19 protein-coding genes and 1 pseudogene are annotated in these 18,792 nt (G+C 68.1%); 9 read left to right on the forward strand and 11 right to left on the reverse strand.

All coding sequences use genetic code 11. The annotated features are described in order from the left end of the window. Positions 1 to 17: 17 nt before the first annotated feature. Genes BM394_RS01875 through BM394_RS01885 form a run of 3 tightly spaced genes read right to left on the reverse strand, consistent with a single transcriptional unit; the run spans position 18 to position 2,822 of the window. Complete coding sequence (locus BM394_RS01875; RefSeq protein ID WP_092973063.1) at positions 18 to 1,007, reverse strand: ABC transporter substrate-binding protein; 990 nt, start codon at positions 1,005 to 1,007, stop codon at positions 18 to 20. Positions 1,008 to 1,037: 30 nt separating this feature from the next. Continuing rightward, positions 1,038 to 1,799 (reverse strand): ABC transporter ATP-binding protein, encoded by a 762-nt coding sequence (locus tag BM394_RS01880; protein WP_092973065.1) that lies wholly within the window; start codon positions 1,797 to 1,799, stop codon positions 1,038 to 1,040. Continuing rightward, positions 1,800 to 2,822, reverse strand: a complete 1,023-nt coding sequence (locus BM394_RS01885) for an iron chelate uptake ABC transporter family permease subunit (protein WP_092973668.1) — start codon at positions 2,820 to 2,822, stop codon at positions 1,800 to 1,802. 348 nt (positions 2,823 to 3,170) lie between these two features. Here BM394_RS01885 and BM394_RS01890 point away from each other — a divergent pair, with 348 nt between their 5' ends. Then, on the forward strand, positions 3,171 to 4,493 hold the full coding sequence (locus tag BM394_RS01890; RefSeq protein WP_245779915.1) for an MFS transporter: 1,323 nt from the start codon (positions 3,171 to 3,173) through the stop codon (positions 4,491 to 4,493). A gap of 57 nt (positions 4,494 to 4,550) precedes the next feature. Then, a pseudogene (locus BM394_RS23610) lies at positions 4,551 to 5,077 on the forward strand (IclR family transcriptional regulator domain-containing protein). Positions 5,078 to 5,201: 124 nt separating this feature from the next. Here the strand turns inward: BM394_RS23610 and BM394_RS01900 are convergent. From BM394_RS01900 to BM394_RS01915, 4 genes are all read right to left on the reverse strand, one after another. Further along, positions 5,202 to 5,819 carry a TetR/AcrR family transcriptional regulator gene (locus tag BM394_RS01900; RefSeq protein ID WP_092973067.1) on the reverse strand — a complete coding sequence of 206 codons (618 nt, stop codon included), beginning with the start codon at positions 5,817 to 5,819 and terminating at the stop codon, positions 5,202 to 5,204. Further along, a complete protein-coding gene (locus BM394_RS01905) occupies positions 5,816 to 7,192 on the reverse strand; it encodes a serine hydrolase domain-containing protein (protein WP_092973069.1) in 1,377 nt (458 codons plus the stop codon). The genes BM394_RS01900 and BM394_RS01905 overlap by 4 nt, the downstream gene beginning before the upstream one ends. Before the next feature lie 97 nt (positions 7,193 to 7,289). Then, on the reverse strand, positions 7,290 to 8,273 hold the full coding sequence (locus tag BM394_RS01910; RefSeq protein WP_092973071.1) for a YeeE/YedE thiosulfate transporter family protein: 984 nt from the start codon (positions 8,271 to 8,273) through the stop codon (positions 7,290 to 7,292). Positions 8,274 to 8,486: 213 nt separating this feature from the next. After that, the gene (locus tag BM394_RS01915; RefSeq protein WP_092973073.1) at positions 8,487 to 9,218 is read right to left on the reverse strand and encodes a YwaF family protein; all 732 of its coding nucleotides are present in this window, start codon (positions 9,216 to 9,218) and stop codon (positions 8,487 to 8,489) included. A 267-nt stretch (positions 9,219 to 9,485) separates the two neighbouring features. Here BM394_RS01915 and BM394_RS01920 point away from each other — a divergent pair, with 267 nt between their 5' ends. The 6 genes from BM394_RS01920 to BM394_RS01945 all read left to right on the forward strand — a co-directional run bounded on the left by BM394_RS01920 (position 9,486) and on the right by BM394_RS01945 (position 15,443). Then, positions 9,486 to 10,301 carry a methyltransferase domain-containing protein gene (locus BM394_RS01920; protein WP_217643284.1) on the forward strand — a complete coding sequence of 272 codons (816 nt, stop codon included), beginning with the start codon at positions 9,486 to 9,488 and terminating at the stop codon, positions 10,299 to 10,301. Between the two features lie 166 nt (positions 10,302 to 10,467). Beyond that, positions 10,468 to 11,280 (forward strand): SAM-dependent methyltransferase, encoded by an 813-nt coding sequence (locus tag BM394_RS01925; RefSeq protein WP_245779917.1) that lies wholly within the window; start codon positions 10,468 to 10,470, stop codon positions 11,278 to 11,280. A gap of 361 nt (positions 11,281 to 11,641) precedes the next feature. After that, on the forward strand, positions 11,642 to 12,127 hold the full coding sequence (locus BM394_RS01930) for a hypothetical protein (protein WP_139235112.1): 486 nt from the start codon (positions 11,642 to 11,644) through the stop codon (positions 12,125 to 12,127). Between the two features lie 504 nt (positions 12,128 to 12,631). Continuing rightward, entirely contained in the window at positions 12,632 to 13,327 is a 696-nt protein-coding gene (locus tag BM394_RS01935; protein ID WP_092973081.1) for a type 1 glutamine amidotransferase domain-containing protein, read from the forward strand. A gap of 98 nt (positions 13,328 to 13,425) precedes the next feature. After that, positions 13,426 to 14,079 (forward strand): SDR family oxidoreductase, encoded by a 654-nt coding sequence (locus BM394_RS01940; protein WP_092973083.1) that lies wholly within the window; start codon positions 13,426 to 13,428, stop codon positions 14,077 to 14,079. A gap of 317 nt (positions 14,080 to 14,396) precedes the next feature. After that, the gene (locus tag BM394_RS01945) at positions 14,397 to 15,443 is read left to right on the forward strand and encodes a zinc-dependent alcohol dehydrogenase family protein (RefSeq protein WP_092973085.1); all 1,047 of its coding nucleotides are present in this window, start codon (positions 14,397 to 14,399) and stop codon (positions 15,441 to 15,443) included. A gap of 57 nt (positions 15,444 to 15,500) precedes the next feature. Here the strand turns inward: BM394_RS01945 and BM394_RS01950 are convergent, their stop codons facing one another. The 4 genes from BM394_RS01950 to BM394_RS01965 all read right to left on the reverse strand — a co-directional run bounded on the left by BM394_RS01950 (position 15,501) and on the right by BM394_RS01965 (position 17,160). Next, a complete protein-coding gene (locus BM394_RS01950) occupies positions 15,501 to 16,163 on the reverse strand; it encodes a DUF4389 domain-containing protein (RefSeq protein ID WP_092973087.1) in 663 nt (220 codons plus the stop codon). Positions 16,164 to 16,505: 342 nt separating this feature from the next. Then, complete coding sequence (locus tag BM394_RS22635; protein ID WP_175529916.1) at positions 16,506 to 16,649, reverse strand: hypothetical protein; 144 nt, start codon at positions 16,647 to 16,649, stop codon at positions 16,506 to 16,508. Next, positions 16,646 to 16,942 carry a hypothetical protein gene (locus tag BM394_RS01960; protein ID WP_092973089.1) on the reverse strand — a complete coding sequence of 99 codons (297 nt, stop codon included), beginning with the start codon at positions 16,940 to 16,942 and terminating at the stop codon, positions 16,646 to 16,648. The genes BM394_RS22635 and BM394_RS01960 overlap by 4 nt, the downstream gene beginning before the upstream one ends. 2 nt (positions 16,943 to 16,944) lie before the next feature. Next, positions 16,945 to 17,160 carry a hypothetical protein gene (locus tag BM394_RS01965; RefSeq protein WP_245779918.1) on the reverse strand — a complete coding sequence of 72 codons (216 nt, stop codon included), beginning with the start codon at positions 17,158 to 17,160 and terminating at the stop codon, positions 16,945 to 16,947. 193 nt (positions 17,161 to 17,353) lie between these two features. Here BM394_RS01965 and BM394_RS01970 point away from each other — a divergent pair, with 193 nt between their 5' ends. Further along, positions 17,354 to 18,586: a helix-turn-helix domain-containing protein gene (locus BM394_RS01970; protein WP_139235113.1), complete on the forward strand. Its 1,233-nt coding sequence runs from the start codon at positions 17,354 to 17,356 to the stop codon at positions 18,584 to 18,586. Positions 18,587 to 18,792 lie beyond the last annotated feature (206 nt).

The following is an 18,792-nucleotide window of genomic DNA, read 5'->3' on the forward strand; positions in this document are numbered from 1 at the left end:
GAGAGCCGGCTCGTGGGCTAGCGCCTGATGGAGCGCAGGTAGTCGGCGAACTTCTCGGCGGCGGCGATGTTGCGGGGGCCGCTGACGGCGGCTCCGTAGTCGATGACGTGAAAGCGGTCGTTCTTGATCGCGGGCGTTTGCGCCAACGGGGGGAACGACTTCAGGAACGCGATCTTGTCCTCGACGGGTTTGTCCCCGTAGTCGACGACGGTGATCACTTCGGGATTCGCCTGCACGACCGATTCCCACCCGATCGTGGTCCAGCGCTTGTCGAGGTCGTGCGTGATGTTGCGCCCGCCCGCCAACGAGACGATGGCGTTGGGTGCTGCCTGAGCACCGGAGGTGAAGGGTTTGTCGGTTCCGGAGTCGTAGATGAACACCCTGGGTGGAGTGCCTTGTGCTCGTTCCTCGCGAAGAGCTCGGGCGCGTCGCTTCAGGTCCGAGACCACGCGTTGCGCGCGATCCTCGATGCGGAAGATCTTCCCGATCTGTCGCAGATCGGTGTAGAGGGCCTCCAGCGGTGGCACGCGAACCGGATCCGATCCGTAGTTGAAGCAGCTCTCGGTGTGCTGGTAGCTGCGTATGCCGAGGGAGTCGAGTTCGCTCGGAGTGATGCCCCGGGCCTGGCTGAAACCGGACTCCCAACCGGCGAGGACCCAGTCCGCCTCCGCGTCGAGGACGACCTCGAGGCTGAGCACATCGGTGCTGAGCGTTTCGACGGAGCGATAGTCCTCCCGCCACGGGGAGCGTTTCACCGACGGGTCGGCGGTGCTGGGCATGACGATGCCCCGCATGCGGTCGGCCAGCCCGAGGGCGAACATCTTCTCGGTGCTGCTCATGTCGTAGGCGACCGGGCGTTCCGGTTCGGGGTATTCGATCGTGCGCCCGCAGTTGTCGATGGTGACCGTGCCGGATTCACCGTTCGAGGCGGGCGCGACGTTGGCTCCGCAGCCGGTTGCCAGTAACGAGGTGGTCAGCAGAAGCGTGACGGCGACGCGTGAGGTCATTGCGGATATCTCTCCTGTTCACAACGGTGATCAGATGTCGTAGTGCAGCTGGGGGATTCCGGTGCGCGGATGACGGACGATCGAGGGGGTGACGCCGAACGCCTCGTTGATCAGCTCGGGGGTGAGCACTTCGGCGGGCGTACCGATGTGCAGCACCGTCCCGTTGGCGAGCACGGCGAGCCGGTCGCAGGTGGCGGCCGCGAGGTTGAGGTCGTGCATGGCGATCAGCACGGTGGTCGAGTCCGTGCGCAGCTGGCGAAGCAACTGGATCTGGTGGTGTATGTCGAGGTGGTTGGTCGGCTCGTCGAGGACCAGCACGCGGGGTTGCTGCGCGAAGGCCCTGGCGAGCAGCACCCGCTGGCGTTCCCCACCGGACAGCGACAGCACACCGCGGTCGGCGAGGTGCACGACGTCGGCACGACGCATCGCCTCGTCGCGGACGGCGCGTTCCTCGGTGGTCAGCGGCTGGTTCCCGCGGTGGTGCGGAAACCTGCCGAGTTCGACGATCTCGGTGACGGTGAAGTCGAGATCGTTGCTGCTCTCCTGCGGAACAGCGGCGATGTGCCGGGCTGACTCGCGCGGTGCGAGGGTGGAGATATCGGCACCGTCGAGCAGCACCGCTCCCCTGCTCGGCCGCAGCGCCCGGTAGACGCAGCGCAGCGCGGTGGACTTGCCGCTGCCGTTCGGTCCGACGAGTCCGAGGACTTCCCCTTCCGCCGTTTCGACGTTCAGATCGCGGACGAGCTCGGTTCCCGCGAGGTGCACCGACAGGCCGTCGAGTGTGATCGACATTCACCGACCTCCGAACAGGTAGCCGCGGCGTCGCAGCAGAACGATGAACACCGGAACCCCGATCAGCGCCGTGATCACGCCGAGCGGCAGTTCCCGTGGCGCGAACAGCGTCCGCGAGGCGAGGTCCACCCAGACGAGGAAGATCGCACCGATCAGCGGCGCGATGGTCAGCACTCGGCGGTGGTTGGCACCGACCAGCAGCCGCACGAGGTGGGGGATGACGAGCCCCACGAAGCCGACCGCACCGCTGACCGCGACCAGGCATCCGGTCACGATCGCCGTGAGCAGGAAGAGCTTTTTGCGCACGGCGGTGGCGTCCATGCCCAGTCCCGCGGCCGTCTCGTCACCGAGGGCCAGCACGTCGAGCGCGCGGGAGTTCCACAACAGCAGCACCGTGGCGAGGACGACGGTGGCGGCGGCCAGTGGGAGACCGGACCAGGTGGCACTGCCCAAACTGCCCATCAGCCAGAACAGCACCGTACGGGCGGAGTCGCTGAATGGGGCGAAGAAGACGATCGCGCTCATCATCGACTGGAATCCGTAGGCGAGGGCGACGCCCGTGAGTACGAGGCGAAGCGGAGTGAGCCCGGACTTACCACGCGCGGCGAGGTAAACGAGGGCCGAAGCACCCAGCGCCCCCAGCAGTGCGGCGGTGGACAGCGCGTAGACCCCCAGGCCGGCGAACAGTCCGAACGAGACCACGGCGCTGGCACCGACCGAGGCTCCGGAGGAGACCCCGAGGATGAAGGGGTCGGCGAGCGCGTTGCGCACGGTGGCCTGGATCGCCACGCCGACGACGCTGAGGCCGGCTCCCACCACCGCCGCGAGCAGCACTCGCGGAGTGCGCACCTGCCAGATGATCGAATACCCGCTCGCGTCGGCCGCGTCGATCGTTCCTCCGGTGACTGCGGCGGCGAGGTAGCGCACGGTCTCGGGCAGCGGCACGGGAGCCGGACCGAGGGTGATGCCGACCAGGATCGAGATCGCCAGCACCACCACCAACGGCAGGACCGTCGTGAGCAGGCTCTTTTCCCGGCGGCTCGCCGGGCGGACCGGCTGCGCGTCCGATGTCGGCTGGGCATCCGACGTGTACTGCCTATCCGCTGTGGACTGGGTATCCGATGTGGTCACTGGGTGCGCTCCGTCTTCGAAGCTTCGTGCGGGCGAGTGCGGGGGGTCGAGGTCGGTTTTCGGGGTCGCTTAGGATGCATAATAGAAAACGGTAATCATTTTCGTCTACGGTTGATGTTCATTGGGAGAACAGTCACAGCGAAGACGCTTTCCGCTACCTTCGGTGCTCTCCGAAGTGGCCGATCGGGGACGTCCTCCCGTGTGCGGCCGCCGTAGGCGCGTGTGACGGGAGTCGATCCAGTGACATCCGCCCAGAGGCAACCCGAGGAAACCCGGCCAGGACGGCCGCTGCTTCGTGAGCCGCACTTCCTGCGGTTGTGGGCCGGAACGACCGCTTCCGGACTCGCCACGTGGGCGCTGCCGTTCGTGCTCGGCCTGGCCGTGCTCGACGGGAGCATCAGCGCCGTGATGCTCGGTGTACTGCTCGCGACGCGCACAGCGGGCTTCCTGCTCGCCGTGCCCATCGGCGGCGTGCTGGCCGACCGCTACACCAGTCGAAGGGTCGTGGCGTTGTCGGGACTCACCGCTGCCACGGCCACGTTCGTCATCCCGATCGGGTTGGGGACCTCGCAACCACTGATGGCAACGGCGGCGGCCGTGGTGGGAGCGGGGCAAGGGGCGTGCAGGCCCGCGTTTCAGGCCCTGACCGCCGAGGTCGTCGACTCGGCACGACTGCAGCGGGCCAACGCCGCGCGGACCTTGTCGGTGAGGGTGACGACGCTGGTCGCGCCCGGTCTGACCGCGCTGGCGGCCACCGCCGTCGACACCGGCACACTACTGTTGCTCACTGGTGGCCTCTGGTTGGTGGCGGCGTGGTTGCCTCCCGCCGGACGCAGGAATGCCGGAGGCCCCTCGCGCCAGGGCGGCATACCGTTCGTCTCCGAGTTCACCGAGGGACTGCGCGAGGCGCGCGGGCATCCCTGGTTCCTGGCCGGACTGGCCGCGTTGGCCACCGTCATCACCACCGGTTACTCCGCCACCGGGGTCGTTCTGCCGTTGATCAGTCGTGAGCGCTACGGCACCGAGACGGTCCTGGCCGCCGCGCTGACCGCTTACACGGCGGGAGCACTGCTCGGGGCACTGCTCGTCACGCGGTGGCGACCCCGTTCGCAGGGGTTCTGGGCACTGGCGGGATTGGCCGGTTACGGCTTCGCTCCACTGGGGCTGCTGCTGCCGCTTCCCGCGGCAGTACTGGTCGCGGGCTACGTGCTGGCGGGAATCGGGATCGAGCTGTTCAACGTCCCGTGGTTCACCGCGACCCAGCGTGAGGTGGCACCGGACAAGCTGGCTCGTGTGTCCTCCCTGGACTTCCTGGTCTCCTACGGACTGGCACCACTGGGACTGGCGCTGATCGCACCCGCGGTGACACTCGTCGGGAACTTCTGGGTGCTGGTGGTGTGTGCGGCGGCGTGTTTCGCGGCACCGGCGTTGGCGGCGATGGCACCCGGCGCGCGTCATTTCACCCGCCCATCGACGGCGTCCGAGGCGTCGGGAAAGCGCGATACGGTTCCAACGGTTGAACGCGGCGAGAAGCAGCCACCGGGACCGACCAGGCGTGGGTGACGAGCGAACCGTCGAGCTCACTCGACAAGGCGAGGAGATGGCGGCGAGACTGTCGTCGTGGTCGGTTCTCCCGGAGAGTCCGTGCTCTCGCGCGTGGTACGTATCGTCGAGCCGTTCGGCGCGGACACCCCCGCGCCGCGTGTCTCCGCGATCGCGCGCCGGGCCGATCCGCACATCGCCACAGCCTCGCGCCTGGTCGAGGAGCTCGTCGGCCACGGCTGGCCGCACCGCGACGACGACCGGAGGATCCGGGTCGGCGTGCGGCTGTGGGAACTGGCCTCGTGGGACCACCGCACGCCTACACCCCGGCGACGGTCGTGGATCCGGGCGAGCTCCGGGCGATGCTGGCCGAAGTACGCCGAAGCGGGATCGCGTTGTGCCACGGTTTCATCGACACCCGTGCCACGGGTGTGGCTGTGCCGCTACGGGACCCGAACCACACCGTCGTCGCGGCACTGTCGGTGATCGCGCCCAACGACGAACAGGCACGGATGCACGTGCCCACCCTGCGGGCGGCGGCACGGGGCATCTCCCGCACGATGGCCGGGCACGATCACGAGGCGCATCGCGGTATCGCTCGATGAAAACGGAGAGATGCTGGTCGGCCCTGCTCCGCCGCCGTACGCACCACATATCCGCCCCGCCGCACACGCCGCCGAATCGCTTACCCGGGTACGCGCTCCACCACGGCCCGCTCGCCCCCGGTGCTCAGGCGGAGGTCTCGGGCGAACTCGGGACCACCGCGGGCAGTTCCGCCATCACGGCGCGGAACTCACCGGCCAGCGAGCCCCTGCCCGGCAGAGCGGAACGCCACCTGCGCTGCGCTTCGGCGGAGACGGCCCCGAAAACCTCGACGGCCAGGTGGATCTCGGAAACCCGCTCCGGGGCGTACGCGGGATGCCGCTCGACCGAGGCGGCCAGCCGGTCCCGCATGTCGGCGCTGTGCAGCAACGCACGGGCGCGGACCGACTCCACCCGGTCGATCTGCTCGCTCATCCTGCGGATGGCGTCCTCGCCCACCCGCTCGGACAGTTCCTCGAGCACCTCGGTCATGGCGTCGGCGAACGTGACGAGCAGGGGTCCCTCACCGAGGCGTTCGTCGACCCGTTCGAGGAACGCGTGGTTGCCCTCGATCACCAGCCCGAGCAGCACGTCCTCCTTGCTCGGGAAGTAGCGGTAGATGGTCCGGTAGGACATCCCGATCCGTCCGGCGATGTCGGCCACGCCGACTTCCGAGAAGCCGTACTCGTCGAACAGCTCGAGCGCGGCGTGGATCATCCGCAGTCGACGGTCGTCCTTCTGCCGTTGCCGCAGCGATCCGCTCATGCCGTGCGCCTCGTGAGCCTGCCGGCGTGGAACAGGTGGGTAGCGGGACTACCGGGGCCGCCACCGGAGAACGCGAGAACCTCGTGTGCCCCGAAGAGCCGATCGGTGGCGATCAGACGAGCGTCGTCCAACCGGACGAGCTCGGTCACTCTCGGCTCGGGTTGCAGCTGCCGGGCCTCGGCGGTGAGCGCCTCCGAGCGCGCCACGGCCGAGCCGTCCGGCCGCACGGTCACCTCTAGGGACATCGTCGAGGAGTCGAACCGACCCGCGAACCGGGTGGGGTCGACTTCCTCGGGGTGTTCCGGCGGGGTGGGCAGCTCGGGTGGCCGAAGCCCGACGAGCCGGTCGGCGATCCGCGCGACGACCTCACGGTGGAAGGCGGCGTTCTCCCCGCCGTTGGCGTGCGAGACGAGAGCGATACCGGCCTCGGGAAGCACGCGCAGGCTACAACTCTGTCCGTAGGTGCCGCCGTCGTGCCCGACGACCCGTTGCCCGTCCCAGTCGAAGATCATCCAGCCGAGTCCGAAGTGACCACCGAGCATGCCGATATCCGGGACCGGGACGTGTGGGCGCCACATCCGTTCGACCGTCGCCGGATCGAGCAACTTCCCGCCACCGTCGAGATACGCCCCGGCGAAGGCCAACAGCTCGCGGGGAGCCATCGCCAGCACGGTGCCCGCGGGCGCGAGGGAGGCGGGCAGGTTCCAGAACGGGGCCGGTTCAGGACTTCCGTCCCGGCCGGGCACGTGTCCCACGGCCGTTCGGTGCAGCAACGCCTCCTCCGGCGTGACCGCCCAGTGCCGCAGGTCGAGCGGCATGCCGATGTACTCGCGCAGCAGCCGCTGGAAGGGCTTGACACGCACCGCTTCGGCGATCCTGCCGAGAACGGCGAAGCCGGAGTTGGAGTAGGACATGCCTTCGCCGGAAGGGATGTCCTGGGGGAGCGTGGGCACGACGTCCTCGACGTAGCGCCGCACCGCGTCCTCGTCACGGGTGGTGGGCACGAAGGCGTCGCCGTAGATGCCCGAGGTGTGGGTAAGCAGTTGCCGGACGGTGATGTCCGCGCCCACCCCCTCTTCGGCGAGTCGGAAGTCGGGCAGGTAACGCGTGACCGGGGCGTCGAGCTCGATCATTCCTTCCTCGACCAGCTGCATCACCAGTGTGCTCGTCCACAGCTTGGTCACCGAACCGATCTGGAACAGCGAGTCCGTGGTGGCCGGAACACCGGTGCGCAGATTGAGCTCGCCCGTCGCCGCCTCGGCGACCTGGTCGTCGGTGAGCACTCCGACGGCCGCACCGGGCACGCCGTGCCGCCGTGCTACCTCGGGCAGGGTCTCGTTCAACCAGGTCCGCAGGTCCGACAGATCCGTCATCGCCACTCCTTCCGCTGCCCGACATCTTGTGTCAATTGATGACTAATGTCAATCAGTGACAGTTTTGTGGGATGGGCTCCGCCACCTGGACGCCGGCTCAATAGGTCTTCTCCGAGAGCACCGGCGGAGCGGACAGAACTCGTTGCGTCTTCCTGGCGAGACCGATTCCCAGCACGAAGGCGATTACGACCAGCCACGACGAGACATTGAGCTGCGCGACACCCGAAAGCCCGTGTCCGAGGTTGCAACCACCCGCGAGCAACGCACCGAAACCGAGCAGGAAGCCCCCGAACAGCAACCGCGGATAGCGCACTCGTGTTTCACCGCGTAACCACCATCCTCCCGCCGTCCGGGCAGCGAGGAATCCGCCGAGGACGATTCCGCAGAGGAACGCGACGAGCCACCAATTGACATCGCCCGTCGCGATGCCGCTCACCGCACCCACGGTGCTCGCACCGAAGCCGACTCCCCCCAGACCGGCCAGTAGCCACGAAGCGACGGCGACCACGGCAAGAGCGACGCCCGCGAAGGGCCAGCGCCATTGCCAGGCGTACTGCCGGTGATCACCACCGCGCCATCGCCAACCGAGCACGACCACCAACGCCGCGAACGGTATCGCCACGACCGCACGGGGCACGCCCAGCACACCCGGCAGAGTCCCGTCGATTCCGCCCGGCAGCACCGTCGGCCCCGGTAGCCGTACCCTGCTCGCAGCGAGCTCGCCGAACGTCCACCCGACCAGCCCGACGAGAGCGCCGAGCATCCCTGAGCCGAGCTTGAAGAACAGGCCCGAGACACAACTGGCGGCCACGGCCATACCGACACCGAAGATCAGGCCGCCGAGGATGTTGCCGACCGGACTCAGCGGCAGGCCGGTATTAAGACCTCGCCCCACCGGAGTCGCGTAAAGCACCGTCAGGCCGACCGAGGTCAACGCCACCGCGAGTAGCCAGGCGCGCGCCAGGGCGAACCTTCGTTCGTACATCCCGGCGAAGATCGCGTGGAAGCACAACCGACCTCGCTGCAGCACGTAGCCGAAGAGCACCCCGGCTACGAGCCCCGTGACTACCGCCAGGATCATGCCGCATCACACCCACTACGGTCCGGTGTTGTTCGGCGCCACCATCACATGCGGACTCGACCTCATGCGGAACGGAGCCTGGCTCGGATGAGCACTACGCGGAAGCTACCGGAACTCCGACCTCCCCGCGGTATCGCGGCACCGGACACGGTGTCCGAGTGAATCAGCTCGCCAGAGCCCACTCACTGCCACGGGAAACGCCCTGCCTCGGAATCACCTCACCGGTGTGCCCCGCCGCGCCGACCGCCCGGCCGAGCGCGTCCACGGCCACGTGATCAACGCCCAGGCCGCGACACCCACCGCGAGCTCCACCGCGAGGTACCACGGCCACGGCCCCATCACGTCCAGCAGCGAGGGATTGTTCGGCTTGGCGTTGAGGAAACCGTAGTTCGCCCCGGTGACCAGGTTGAAACCGAACACCACCACACCCCAGGCGACCGTGACGAGGAGGGCCGTCGCCAGGCTGCGCCAGTCGGGGCGCAGCCCCAAACCCCAGGTCAGGTAGATGGCCGCCCAGACCACGAGGATGTGCTGGGTCCAGAAGTCGACGAAGTCGACGTGCGGAAATCCCGGAGCGTCCAGCGCCGGAGTGATCATGGCCTGCGGATTGAGCGTGAGACCCCAGTAGTACGTCAGCGAGTACGCCCACTGTCGCCGCGTCCACAGCGCGTAGACCGCCACGATCCAGGTGAGGTCGGACAGGTGCAGCGGCAGCGAGACGGCGATGTCCCACTGCGACGGCAGGACCCGGTATACCTGCATCGCCACCGCGAACAGCCCCAGCAGCAACGCGAACGCCCTGGCGAACAGCACCCCCGAGCGCGTTCCCCGATGTCGGTGCCCGGCCAGAACGAGCAGCACCGCCCCCACTGCCGCCACCCCGAGGAGAACCCAGTGGGAGAGGCCGTAGGGGGTGAACGTTTCCTGCGCCCACGACGGGTCCACACCGGAAGACTAGTAGCGGAATCGTCCTCCTCGCCCGCTGAACCGCACCGCACACACCGCGCCCCGGCAATCGTCGCTGTTCTTTCCGAAGCGAGAGGTTCCCAGGCCACCACCGTGCGGTCGTGGTCGACCACTTGTGCCGATCGCGGCACACTCCCTAAGCTGTTCCCACAAAATGATAAAAATATTCCACATATTAAGAAAACAATGTGGCGGGCTCCCCAAACCAGAACGGCGGCAGCGCCACGGAAGGAGACGTCCGCAACCGTGTCCGCATCCGACGAGGTCTACAGCCAGGGCCACGCCGAAAGCGTGGTTCGCTCACAGCACTGGCGGAGGGTGGACAACTCCGCCGCTTACCTGGTCGAACGACTCCAACCAGGACAAACCGTGCTCGACGTGGGCTGCGGTCCCGGAACGATCACGGTCGACCTCGCCGGTCGGGTGGCACCGGGCCGGGTCGTGGGGGTGGATCCGGGCGAACCGGTGCTGGCACAGGCGCGGAAGACCGCGACGACGGAACGGGTCGACAACGTGGAGTTCCGGCGCGGCGACGTCCACGAGCTGGACTTCGACGACGACACCTTCGACGTGGTGCACGCACACCAAGTGCTGCTGCACCTGACCGACCCGGTGGGCGGGCTCCGCGAGATGCTGCGGGTGGCCCGGCCCGACGGGGTGATCGCGATCCGCGACACCGACTACGCCGGAGCGTTCTGGTGGCCCGCCGACGACAGGCTGGAACGCTGGCGGGAGGTGTACCGCTCGGTCGCGCGGGCCAACGGCACCGAACCGGACGCCGGACGGCGGCTGCTGGCCTGGGCCCGTGCCGCCGGGGCGGTCGAGGTGACGCCGAACGCGTCGATCTGGTGCCACGCCACCCCGGAGGAGCGCGCATGGTGGGGCGACATGTGGGCGGATCGCATGTTGGGCTCCCGCATCACCGAGCAGGCGGTGGCGGGTGGTCATGCCACCTACGAGGAACTGGCCACGATCTCGGCGGCCTGGAGCGAGTGGGCGCGGCACCCCGACGGCTGGTTCGCCATCCCGCACGGCGAGGTGCTCTGCCGCGCCCCCGGATGAGCGATCCGACACGAGCCCGAACGATCCCGGCGCCGAAACCACACCCACCGCCGCGCCCCTGGCGGCAACCGGCACAGCACCACGGCTCACCGTGGCGTCATGATCGCTCACTGTGGACAATCGGTCCCGCCGGGTGACGCGAAGACTGCCGAGGAGGGAGCCACCGTTGGAGACGGGTACCGGAGAGCAACCACCGCAGGTGGACGAGCAGACACCCAACATCGCGCGGATGTACGACTATTTCCTCGGCGGCTCGGCGCACTTCGAGTCCGACCGGGCCGCGGCGGAGGAGTTCCTGCGGGTCTACCCGGGCAACACGCTGTGGGCCCAGCACAACCGCTCGTTCCTCGGCCGGGCGGTGCGCGAGTTGTGCGAGCTGGGCATCGACCAGTTCCTCGACCTGGGATCGGGCATCCCGACCGTGGGCAACGTGCACGAGATCGCCCACCGGACGAACCCCGATGCCAGGGTGGCCTACGTCGACATCGAACCGGTAGCGGTCAGCCACGCCGAGCACATGCTGCGCGGGACTGAACTGGCGACCATCACCCGGGCCGACATGCGCCGGCCCGAGCAGGTGCTGAACGCTCCCGGGGTGGCCGGACTGCTGGACTTCACCCGTCCCGTGGCGGTGCTGGCCGTGGCGATCCTGGACATCATCTCGGTCCGGGATCCCCACGGGATGCTGGCCACCTACCGCGAGGCGTGCGCGCCCGGAAGCGCGCTGGCCGTCACCAACGGCGCGCAGCTGACCATGACCGACGAAGAACGAGCGGGCATCGACCGGGTCATGTCGGGCACCACCACCCCGCACGTGACGTTCCGCGATCCGGAGGAGGTCAGGGAGCTGTTCGCGGGATACACCCTGCTGGAACCCGGCGTGGTCCCCAGCGCCGCCTGGCGACCGGCCGAGCCCGTCACCGACGAGGCAGCCCGGCACTCCAACGGCTACGCCGCCGTGGGGATTCGCTCCAGCTGACCGGTGGCGGATACGCCCGGCCCACGGCTCGGTACTGGGCGTGGAAGCTGTTGCGGAGTTCCCCGCGCTCCCGGCACCGGACGAGTCCCACCGAGAAGCTCTGCAGCATCGCGCGTTCCGCTTGTTCGGAGTAAAGCTTCCTGCCCTGAGTTCCGCCGTCCGGAGCACACCCGAAACCGAAGAGGTCGCATCACGATGTCGAACTCTCGTTTTCCCTTGGTCTTTTCGGGTGAAAGAACCCGATTCCCCCTCTTCGCGAAGGAACCGTTGCCACGCTGCGAACGGAACACCACTTCAGACGAAGAATCCCGGAGTGGACGTTCCGGATCCGATGATCAGCGTCCTCGCGAGGAGAACGAACATGAGGAAGAAGTTACGCACGATACTTCCAGCGTTGCTGGGAATGGTGCTGGTCTGTGCCACTTTCACGGCGGCACGTCCGGCAGCGGCCGATGCGGGTTTCCTTGACCGGGCGGAGGGGTTCACCAGAGTTCCCGTACACGAGGTGGGGACCTCGAGCTCACGAGCCGGGACGCTGTCCTACACCGAGTCGTGCTTCGGGTACACCGGACGATTCCGGGACGGCACGGACGTCGTCTTCGTCGACTGGGTGACCGACGTGAACGAGTGCTTCGGGATCTCCCCCACGCGAAAGATCTGGCACACCTGGCCGAACGCGGGACGCTGGCACGAGATGCCCGGCAACGGCCGGGCCGACCGGATAACCGGGGTGGGCGAGAACACGAGCACGGGCGTCCGGGTCGTGGAGGTGTACGTGAACAGCAGCGGTCGCTACTGGTGCAGCACCTACGACAACGGCTGGGGTTCGTGGTGGAACTGCACCTGAGCCCGTCGCCGTGCCTCGCGGTGCAGGGGCCGAGCCACGATTTCAGGGGTTTCCGTCTTCTTTGACCATGACTCGCTCCGTCCCGACACCTCGTCACGGAGCCGGTCAGCGGTGACGTCCGAGCGATCGGAATCGGTCCGCTACGTCACGGATCACGCACTCGTGATGTAGCGGACTCCGGATGTCCCGTCCGCCTCGACGACCCACGCGGCGAGCTCTCACGAAACGGGCTCACGCGTCCACTCCTCGAACCACCTGACCACCTGGCCGGAAAACCGATGTTCGGCGGAGGTTCCGCAAGTTTCAGCGACGTAGCAAGCACCCGGCGCACCAGGGCCCGAGAGGCCACGAACTCCCCTCCGGGAATGCCACCGTCGGCTCCGCTGTTTTCCCGCGGGCCATCGTGGAAACCCTGTTGGTCCGACCAACCCACGGCCTGTCCCATCCTTCAGCTGTCCCGCTGAGCGGGCCGACGAAAGTTCCCGGAACGAGGAGTGTTGCGGCATGGCGAGGATCCTGTTCGTGATGACCGGCGCCGACCACTGGACGCTGGCCGACGGGACGCGGCATCCGACCGGCTACTGGGGTGAGGAGTTCGCCGCTCCTTACCGCGTGTTCACGGGAGCGGGGCACCAGGTGGTCGTGGCCACGCCCGGCGGGGTCGTCCCACCGGTCGACCGGTCCAGCCTCGCCCCGGAGGCCAACGGCGGGCAGGAGCGAGCCGATCGGGTCGCCGCGACCCTGGAATCGGCCGAGGAGCTGCGGCGACCGATGCGGCTGGAGGATGTGCGACCGGACGACTACGCGGCGGTGTTCTATCCCGGTGGTCACGGCCCCATGGAGGATCTCTCCGTAAACGCGGATTCGGCTCGGCTGCTGACCGAGGTCCTGAACTCGGGCAAGCCGCTGGGCGTCGTCTGCCACGCGCCGGCCGCCCTGCTGGCCACCGAGGACGGAAGCGGGACCAGCCCGTTCGCCGGATACCGGCTCACCGGGTTCACCAACCTGGAGGAGAAGCAGGCAGGTTTGGCCGACAAGGCGGCGTGGCTGCTACAGGACAGGTTGGTGGCACTCGGGGCCGAGTTCTCCGAGGGACAGCCGTGGGAGCCCAACGTGGTGGTCGACCGCAACCTGCACACCGGCCAGAACCCGGCATCTTCGGAACCGCTGGCGGAGCGGATCCTTCCCTCGGTGAGCTGAACCGGCCCGGAAGGGCCCCGATGAACCGGCTCCTTGGAAACCGCGTGGACACAGAACACGTCCGGCGGCGTCCTCGGTGCGGAAAGGAACGGTACGACATGCGTGTCGTCATAGCGGGCGGACACGGAAAGATCGCGCTGCGGCTGACCGGTCTGCTTCACGAGCGGGAAACCGAGGTCCTCGGACTGATCCGGAAATCGGAGCACGCTCCCGATCTGGAAGCCGCGGGTGCCCAACCGATCGAACTCGATCTGGAGCACAGCTCCCGTGCCGAGATCACCGAGGCCCTGCGGGGTTCCGACGCGGTCGTGTTCGCCGCCGGCGCGGGCAAGGGCAGCGGAGCCGAGCGGAAGTACACGGTGGACCGCGACGGTTCGGTGTCGCTGGCGGCGGCCGCCGAGGACGCCGGGGTGCCGCGTTTCCTGCAGATCTCCACGATGGGCGCCGGACAGTCACCGGACCCCGACTCCGGAGAGGTCTGGAAGGCCTACATCGACGCCAAGACCAGCGCCGAGCAGGATCTTCGCTCCAGAGATCTGGATTGGACCATCCTGCGCCCCGGGGCGTTGACCGACGATCCGGGAAGCGGCCTGGTCGCTCTCTCCTCCCCGCCCGTCCCACGCGGCCGGGTGTCGCGGCAGGACGTGGCCGCCGTGCTGGCGGAGCTGCTCGCCACCCACCGGGGAAGTAGTCACACGCTCGAACTGACCGAGGGGGACACACCGGTTCCGAAGGCGGTCGCCGCCCTCTGAGGCACCTCGGCGGCGGGGTGGCCGGGCCGGTGGGCGGCAGCGCGCTACTAATTGAAGTTTTCCGGTCGGGTTGTCGGGTCGCTCGGTTGGCGGAACCTCCCGCTGGCTCTCGCTCCGGAAGGCCCGACATCGGGTAGGTACTACACAACGTCGGACCTTCCTCGCGAGAGCGCGACGCGGGAGAACTCGCGGGCGGTCGAGCCGGTGACGTGGCTCCCGTGCTTCGGAACCGAAAGAGCCCCGCGTCCCTCGACAACACGACAGGCAAGCATCAGTAAGCTGGCCGCGACAGCCGGAGCGTTTCTTAAGGGGCAGTGATGCGTGCCGTCGTGTTCGACGAGTTCGGGGCCACCCCGGAGGTGCGCACCGTCCCCGAGCCGCGTGTCGCGCCGGACGGGGTGGTCGTCGCGGTCGAGGCAACCGGGTTGTGCCGCAGCGACTGGCACGCCTGGCAGGGCCACGAACCCGACGTCACCCCGCCGCACGTGGCCGGTCACGAGCTGGCCGGACGCCTCGTCGAGGTCGGTTCCTCGGTGCGCGGCTGGCACCCCGGGGACCGGGTCACCGTGCCGTTCGTCTGCGCCTGCGGCACCTGCCACCAGTGCTGCACCGGAAACCAGCAGGTCTGCGAGTACCAGTTCCAGCCCGGCGCCACGCACTGGGGCTCGTTCGCCGAGCGGGTGGCCGTGCCCCGGGCAGAGACGAACCTCGTGGCGCTGCCCGACGAACTGCCCGCCACTTCGGCCGCCGCGCTCGGTTGCCGGTTCGCCACCTCCTTCCGGGCGGTGCTGCGGCAGGGGGCGGTGTGCGCGGGCCAGTGGGTCGCGGTGCACGGCTGCGGCGGCGCGGGCGTCTCGGCGGTGGCGATCGCAGCGGCAGCCGGTGCCCGGGTGGTGGCCGTCGACCTCTCCGATGCGGCACTGCGGCTCGCCGCCGAGCTGGGTGCGGAACACACCGTGAACGGGAACCGGAGCCCCGACACGGCCGAGGCGGTTCGGGAACTCACCGGCGGGGGTGCTCACGTGTCGCTGGACTGCGTGGGGCACCCGGCCAGCTGCGCGGCTTCGATCTCCTCGCTGCGCACGCGGGGAACTCACGTGCAGCTCGGGCTGCTGCCGCCTGAGCGGGGCCTGCCACCGGTACCGATGCACGAGGTGATCGCCCGCGAGCTGCGCGTCCTCGGCACGCACGGCCTGCAGGCTCACGAGTACCCGGAGATGCTGCGGCTGGTCACCGCCTCCCGCATCGACCTCGACCGGCTGATCGGCCGCAGGATCGGGCTGGACGAGATCCCGACAGCGCTGGTCGCGATGAACGAGACGACACCGCCGAGCAGCGGGATCACCGTCGCCGAGCTCGGCTGAACCTGGAGTACCGTCCTGACCGGTTGCCTCGCGGGACCGCGTCGTCGGCCGCACCGATCACGGTGCCAGCCGGAACGGCGGATATCGGTCGGTGACGAGGATCCAGGCGTAGGAGATGACGCGGTTGTGCCACCGCCCCACCCCCACCAGGAAGTCGAACAACCGTCGCGGATGACGACCGGTGAACACGATCGCGAACCACGCGGCCACCACGGCCACGACGGCCGCGATGTCCAGGAAGAACAGCACGACGTAGTGTGGAACGACCAGCAGCCACTTCACCAGCGGAAGCCACCGGTTGAGCGTGCGGTCCTCGGGAGCGTCGAAATCGAGGTGCACCGCCTGGTGCTCGTCGGTGGAGGGGTACCGGTCGTCCAGCAGGGCGACGTAGACGATCACCCGGTTGGTGAAGCGCAGCAGCTCGCGGTTCCAGTCGAACCACCAGCGCGGGTACTTGCGCCGGAACAGGAGCATCAGCAGCGGCGGAACGAAGAGCATCCCACCTGCGCTGGACAGCACCACCTCCGCCGATCCCTCGCCGAGTCGCATCGCCCGACCGCCGACACTGCTCAGCAGGACGAGAATCGGCACGGCCAGAATCAGCCTGAAGGCCGTGCCGACACGGTCGAGCTCCCGATCCGGATACTCGACGTCGAAGCGGACCGGGTGCGGCCGCCGCGTCGAACCGGCTGAACCAGTTTCCGAAGCGTCCCCACTCACCCCGCACCTCCACGGACCGGAGTTCCGCGCTCCACCGAGGCGGCCCCGGAAGCTCCGCACCTCCGTTGGCGGAAGGATCACCGCGTGCCCCGCACGGTGCTGCCCCCATCAGCGAAAATCGGTCCGGTCGACGGCCGCGTGAGCGTGACGGTACCTTCCAGCCCGCTCCTCCGCAGGATTCCGCCGCCTTGGAGAAGGGGCTCCCGATGTTCCTGCTGCCACCCGTCGAGATCGTCCGAGCGGTACTGCCGGAGCGGACCGAACGGGGAGACGGCGCCTTCCTCCAGAGCACCGGAATCACAGCGGTTCACCCAATGCCCGGGATCAGCTCGTTCCCAGCGCTCACAGCCGTTCCAGTCCATCGAGGATCCGTTCCAGCAGTGTGTGCGGCACCGTGGTTCGTTTTCTCGGTGGTTCGTGCAGCTCGCCGGAGAAGGCGGGGACGTAGCCGCGTAAGCGGTTCGGCTCGCGGGGCTGTCTGGTCACTGTTCCCCCTCGGCGCTGCCGGTGTCCGACTGTTCCGCATGCCCGGTGTCCGGTTGCTCGGTGCTGCCGGTGCCTGCCTGTTCGGTGATCAGGAGTTCGGTGCAGCCCGGGCAGGTGGGGGCTTGGAACCAGTCGAGTTCGCTGGGTTTGGCCATCGCGCAGGGCTTGCCGCACACCGAGGTGTCGGAGGCTCGGCCGTCCCAGTGTTTGCCCCGGAAGGCGTGCCGGTGCCATTTGAACCCTGTCCTGTCCGGCACGGGTAGCCAGTAGTGCTGTCGCTCGGTGGTTTCCACGATTATCCCTTCCAGCTCGGCTGGGGCCGGTGGAGATTCAGGTACTCGGTGAAGCAGAGATCGCAGCACGGTCGGATGTGGCGCATCCGGCGGTCCTGGTAGGCGGGGACTTCGGCGTAGTCGTGCCCGCCGAGCGTGCTCACCCCACCGCCCTCGGTCGGCAACGCGTCCAACGTGGCGTGCTGGTGCGTGTCGCCGTCCGGCACGAACCACGACACGACCACCCTCCCGGTCCCCGCACCGATCCCCACAGGATTCCTCCGCTCTACTGCTACGCGTCCGAGCTCACGTCCGGCCCGCAAGGCTTTTACCGCATTCATCACCCAAGTCTTCGACAGTGATCGCTCGATCACACAGGGCAATCGACTGGGCACTTCCGGGCAGCTCGGGGCAGGTGGCACGATCACGGTCGTGCCCCGCAATCACCGTCTTCGACAGGCACGCGAAGCCACTCCGTCCCCGCGCACCCCGGGCGCGGGCATGAGCCGTGCCGAACTGGCCGAGCAGGCGAATCGGTGGCTCGCTGCCAACATGGGCAGTTCGGGCGCCCTGGACGCGCACGCTTTGGCCCGCTACGAGCGCGGAGCGGTGGTGCGGCCGAACAGGGATTACCGCGCGGCGTTGCGCTCCGTTCTCGGGGTGACGGAGGACTCGGAGCTCGGTTTCGACCGAGCGAGCGCTCCCGCTGCTCGGAGGACGCCTTCCGCGCGAGCTCTGCCTGCCGACAACGCGGTTTCCGAGCGGATCGATGCCCCGGCTGACAGTGACACGGTGAGCGAGCTGCGGGTCACGATCGACCGTTTGGTCGCGCTGGACGGCAGCCTCGGTGGCGGCGAGGTAGCCCCGCTGGCACTGCGCGCCTTCCGACGCACTCAACGCATCCTGGACCAGGGCAGCTACCGCGCGTCCGTCGAACGTGATCTCGAAGCGACCGCGGCGGAACTCGCTGAGGTAGCGGGCTGGTGTCTGATCGACGCCGGACGGTTCACCGAGGCGCACCGGGTCAACGCGGAAGCCCTGCGCCTGGCCGTCATAGCGGGTGACACGAGCATGGAGTGGTTCGTGATGTCCAACGACGTCCTGGTCAGCCTGTATCAGGGCAATCCGTACGGAGCACTGCGCATCGTGCGGCGCTTCAGCGAGGCGAACCTCCCCAACCGGGTAAGAGCCTTGTTCGAGATCCGGCAGGCCCGGGCACTGGCCGCCCTCGAATCGCCGGCAGCCCTGGATGTCTTCGACAAGGCACGCTCGGAACTCACCGAGAGCTTCACCCACCGCGATCCCTCGTGGACCTGGTGGGTGGACCAACGAGAACTCGCGGTTCAACGCGGCCACGTCCACGACGGACTGGGGCACTCCCACGACGCGCTGCGCGACATGCTCGAATCCTGGGAACTCTCGCGTGGAAAAGAACACCTGCGATGGGCCACCTACATCACGGCGGCGAACGCCCTACGGTTGAGCCTGCGAGTGGGTGCCTGGCAGGAGGCCGAACGTGTCACCACCGAGATCCTCCCGATGGTGGGAGAGGTTTCCTCGGTACGGACGGAAAGCATCCTTCGGAGAACCGTGGCGGAGATTCCGCGGAATATCTCTTCCACCTTGGCCGGGGAACTCGAACAGATCCGCACCGAACTGGACTGAACACCGGCCGACCGGTGTCACGCCATCGACGGGAATTCGAAATTTCTTTCACATCTGTTTTCTCATTCGAAAAAAGCGGAGCCCCCTGATCGAAACCAGGGAGCCCCGTGCTACTTTGTATCCGCCAAGACTCAAAATAGCAGTGCTGAGCGTAGCACGGAATACGCTTCCCGCCACGCGCACCCCAGGCAGCGTGTGGGTAGGGT

Origin of the sequence: Actinopolyspora lacussalsi subsp. righensis (genome assembly GCF_900116555.1) — a bacterium.
GTDB classification, from domain to species: Bacteria; Actinomycetota; Actinomycetes; order Mycobacteriales; family Pseudonocardiaceae; genus Actinopolyspora; species Actinopolyspora lacussalsi.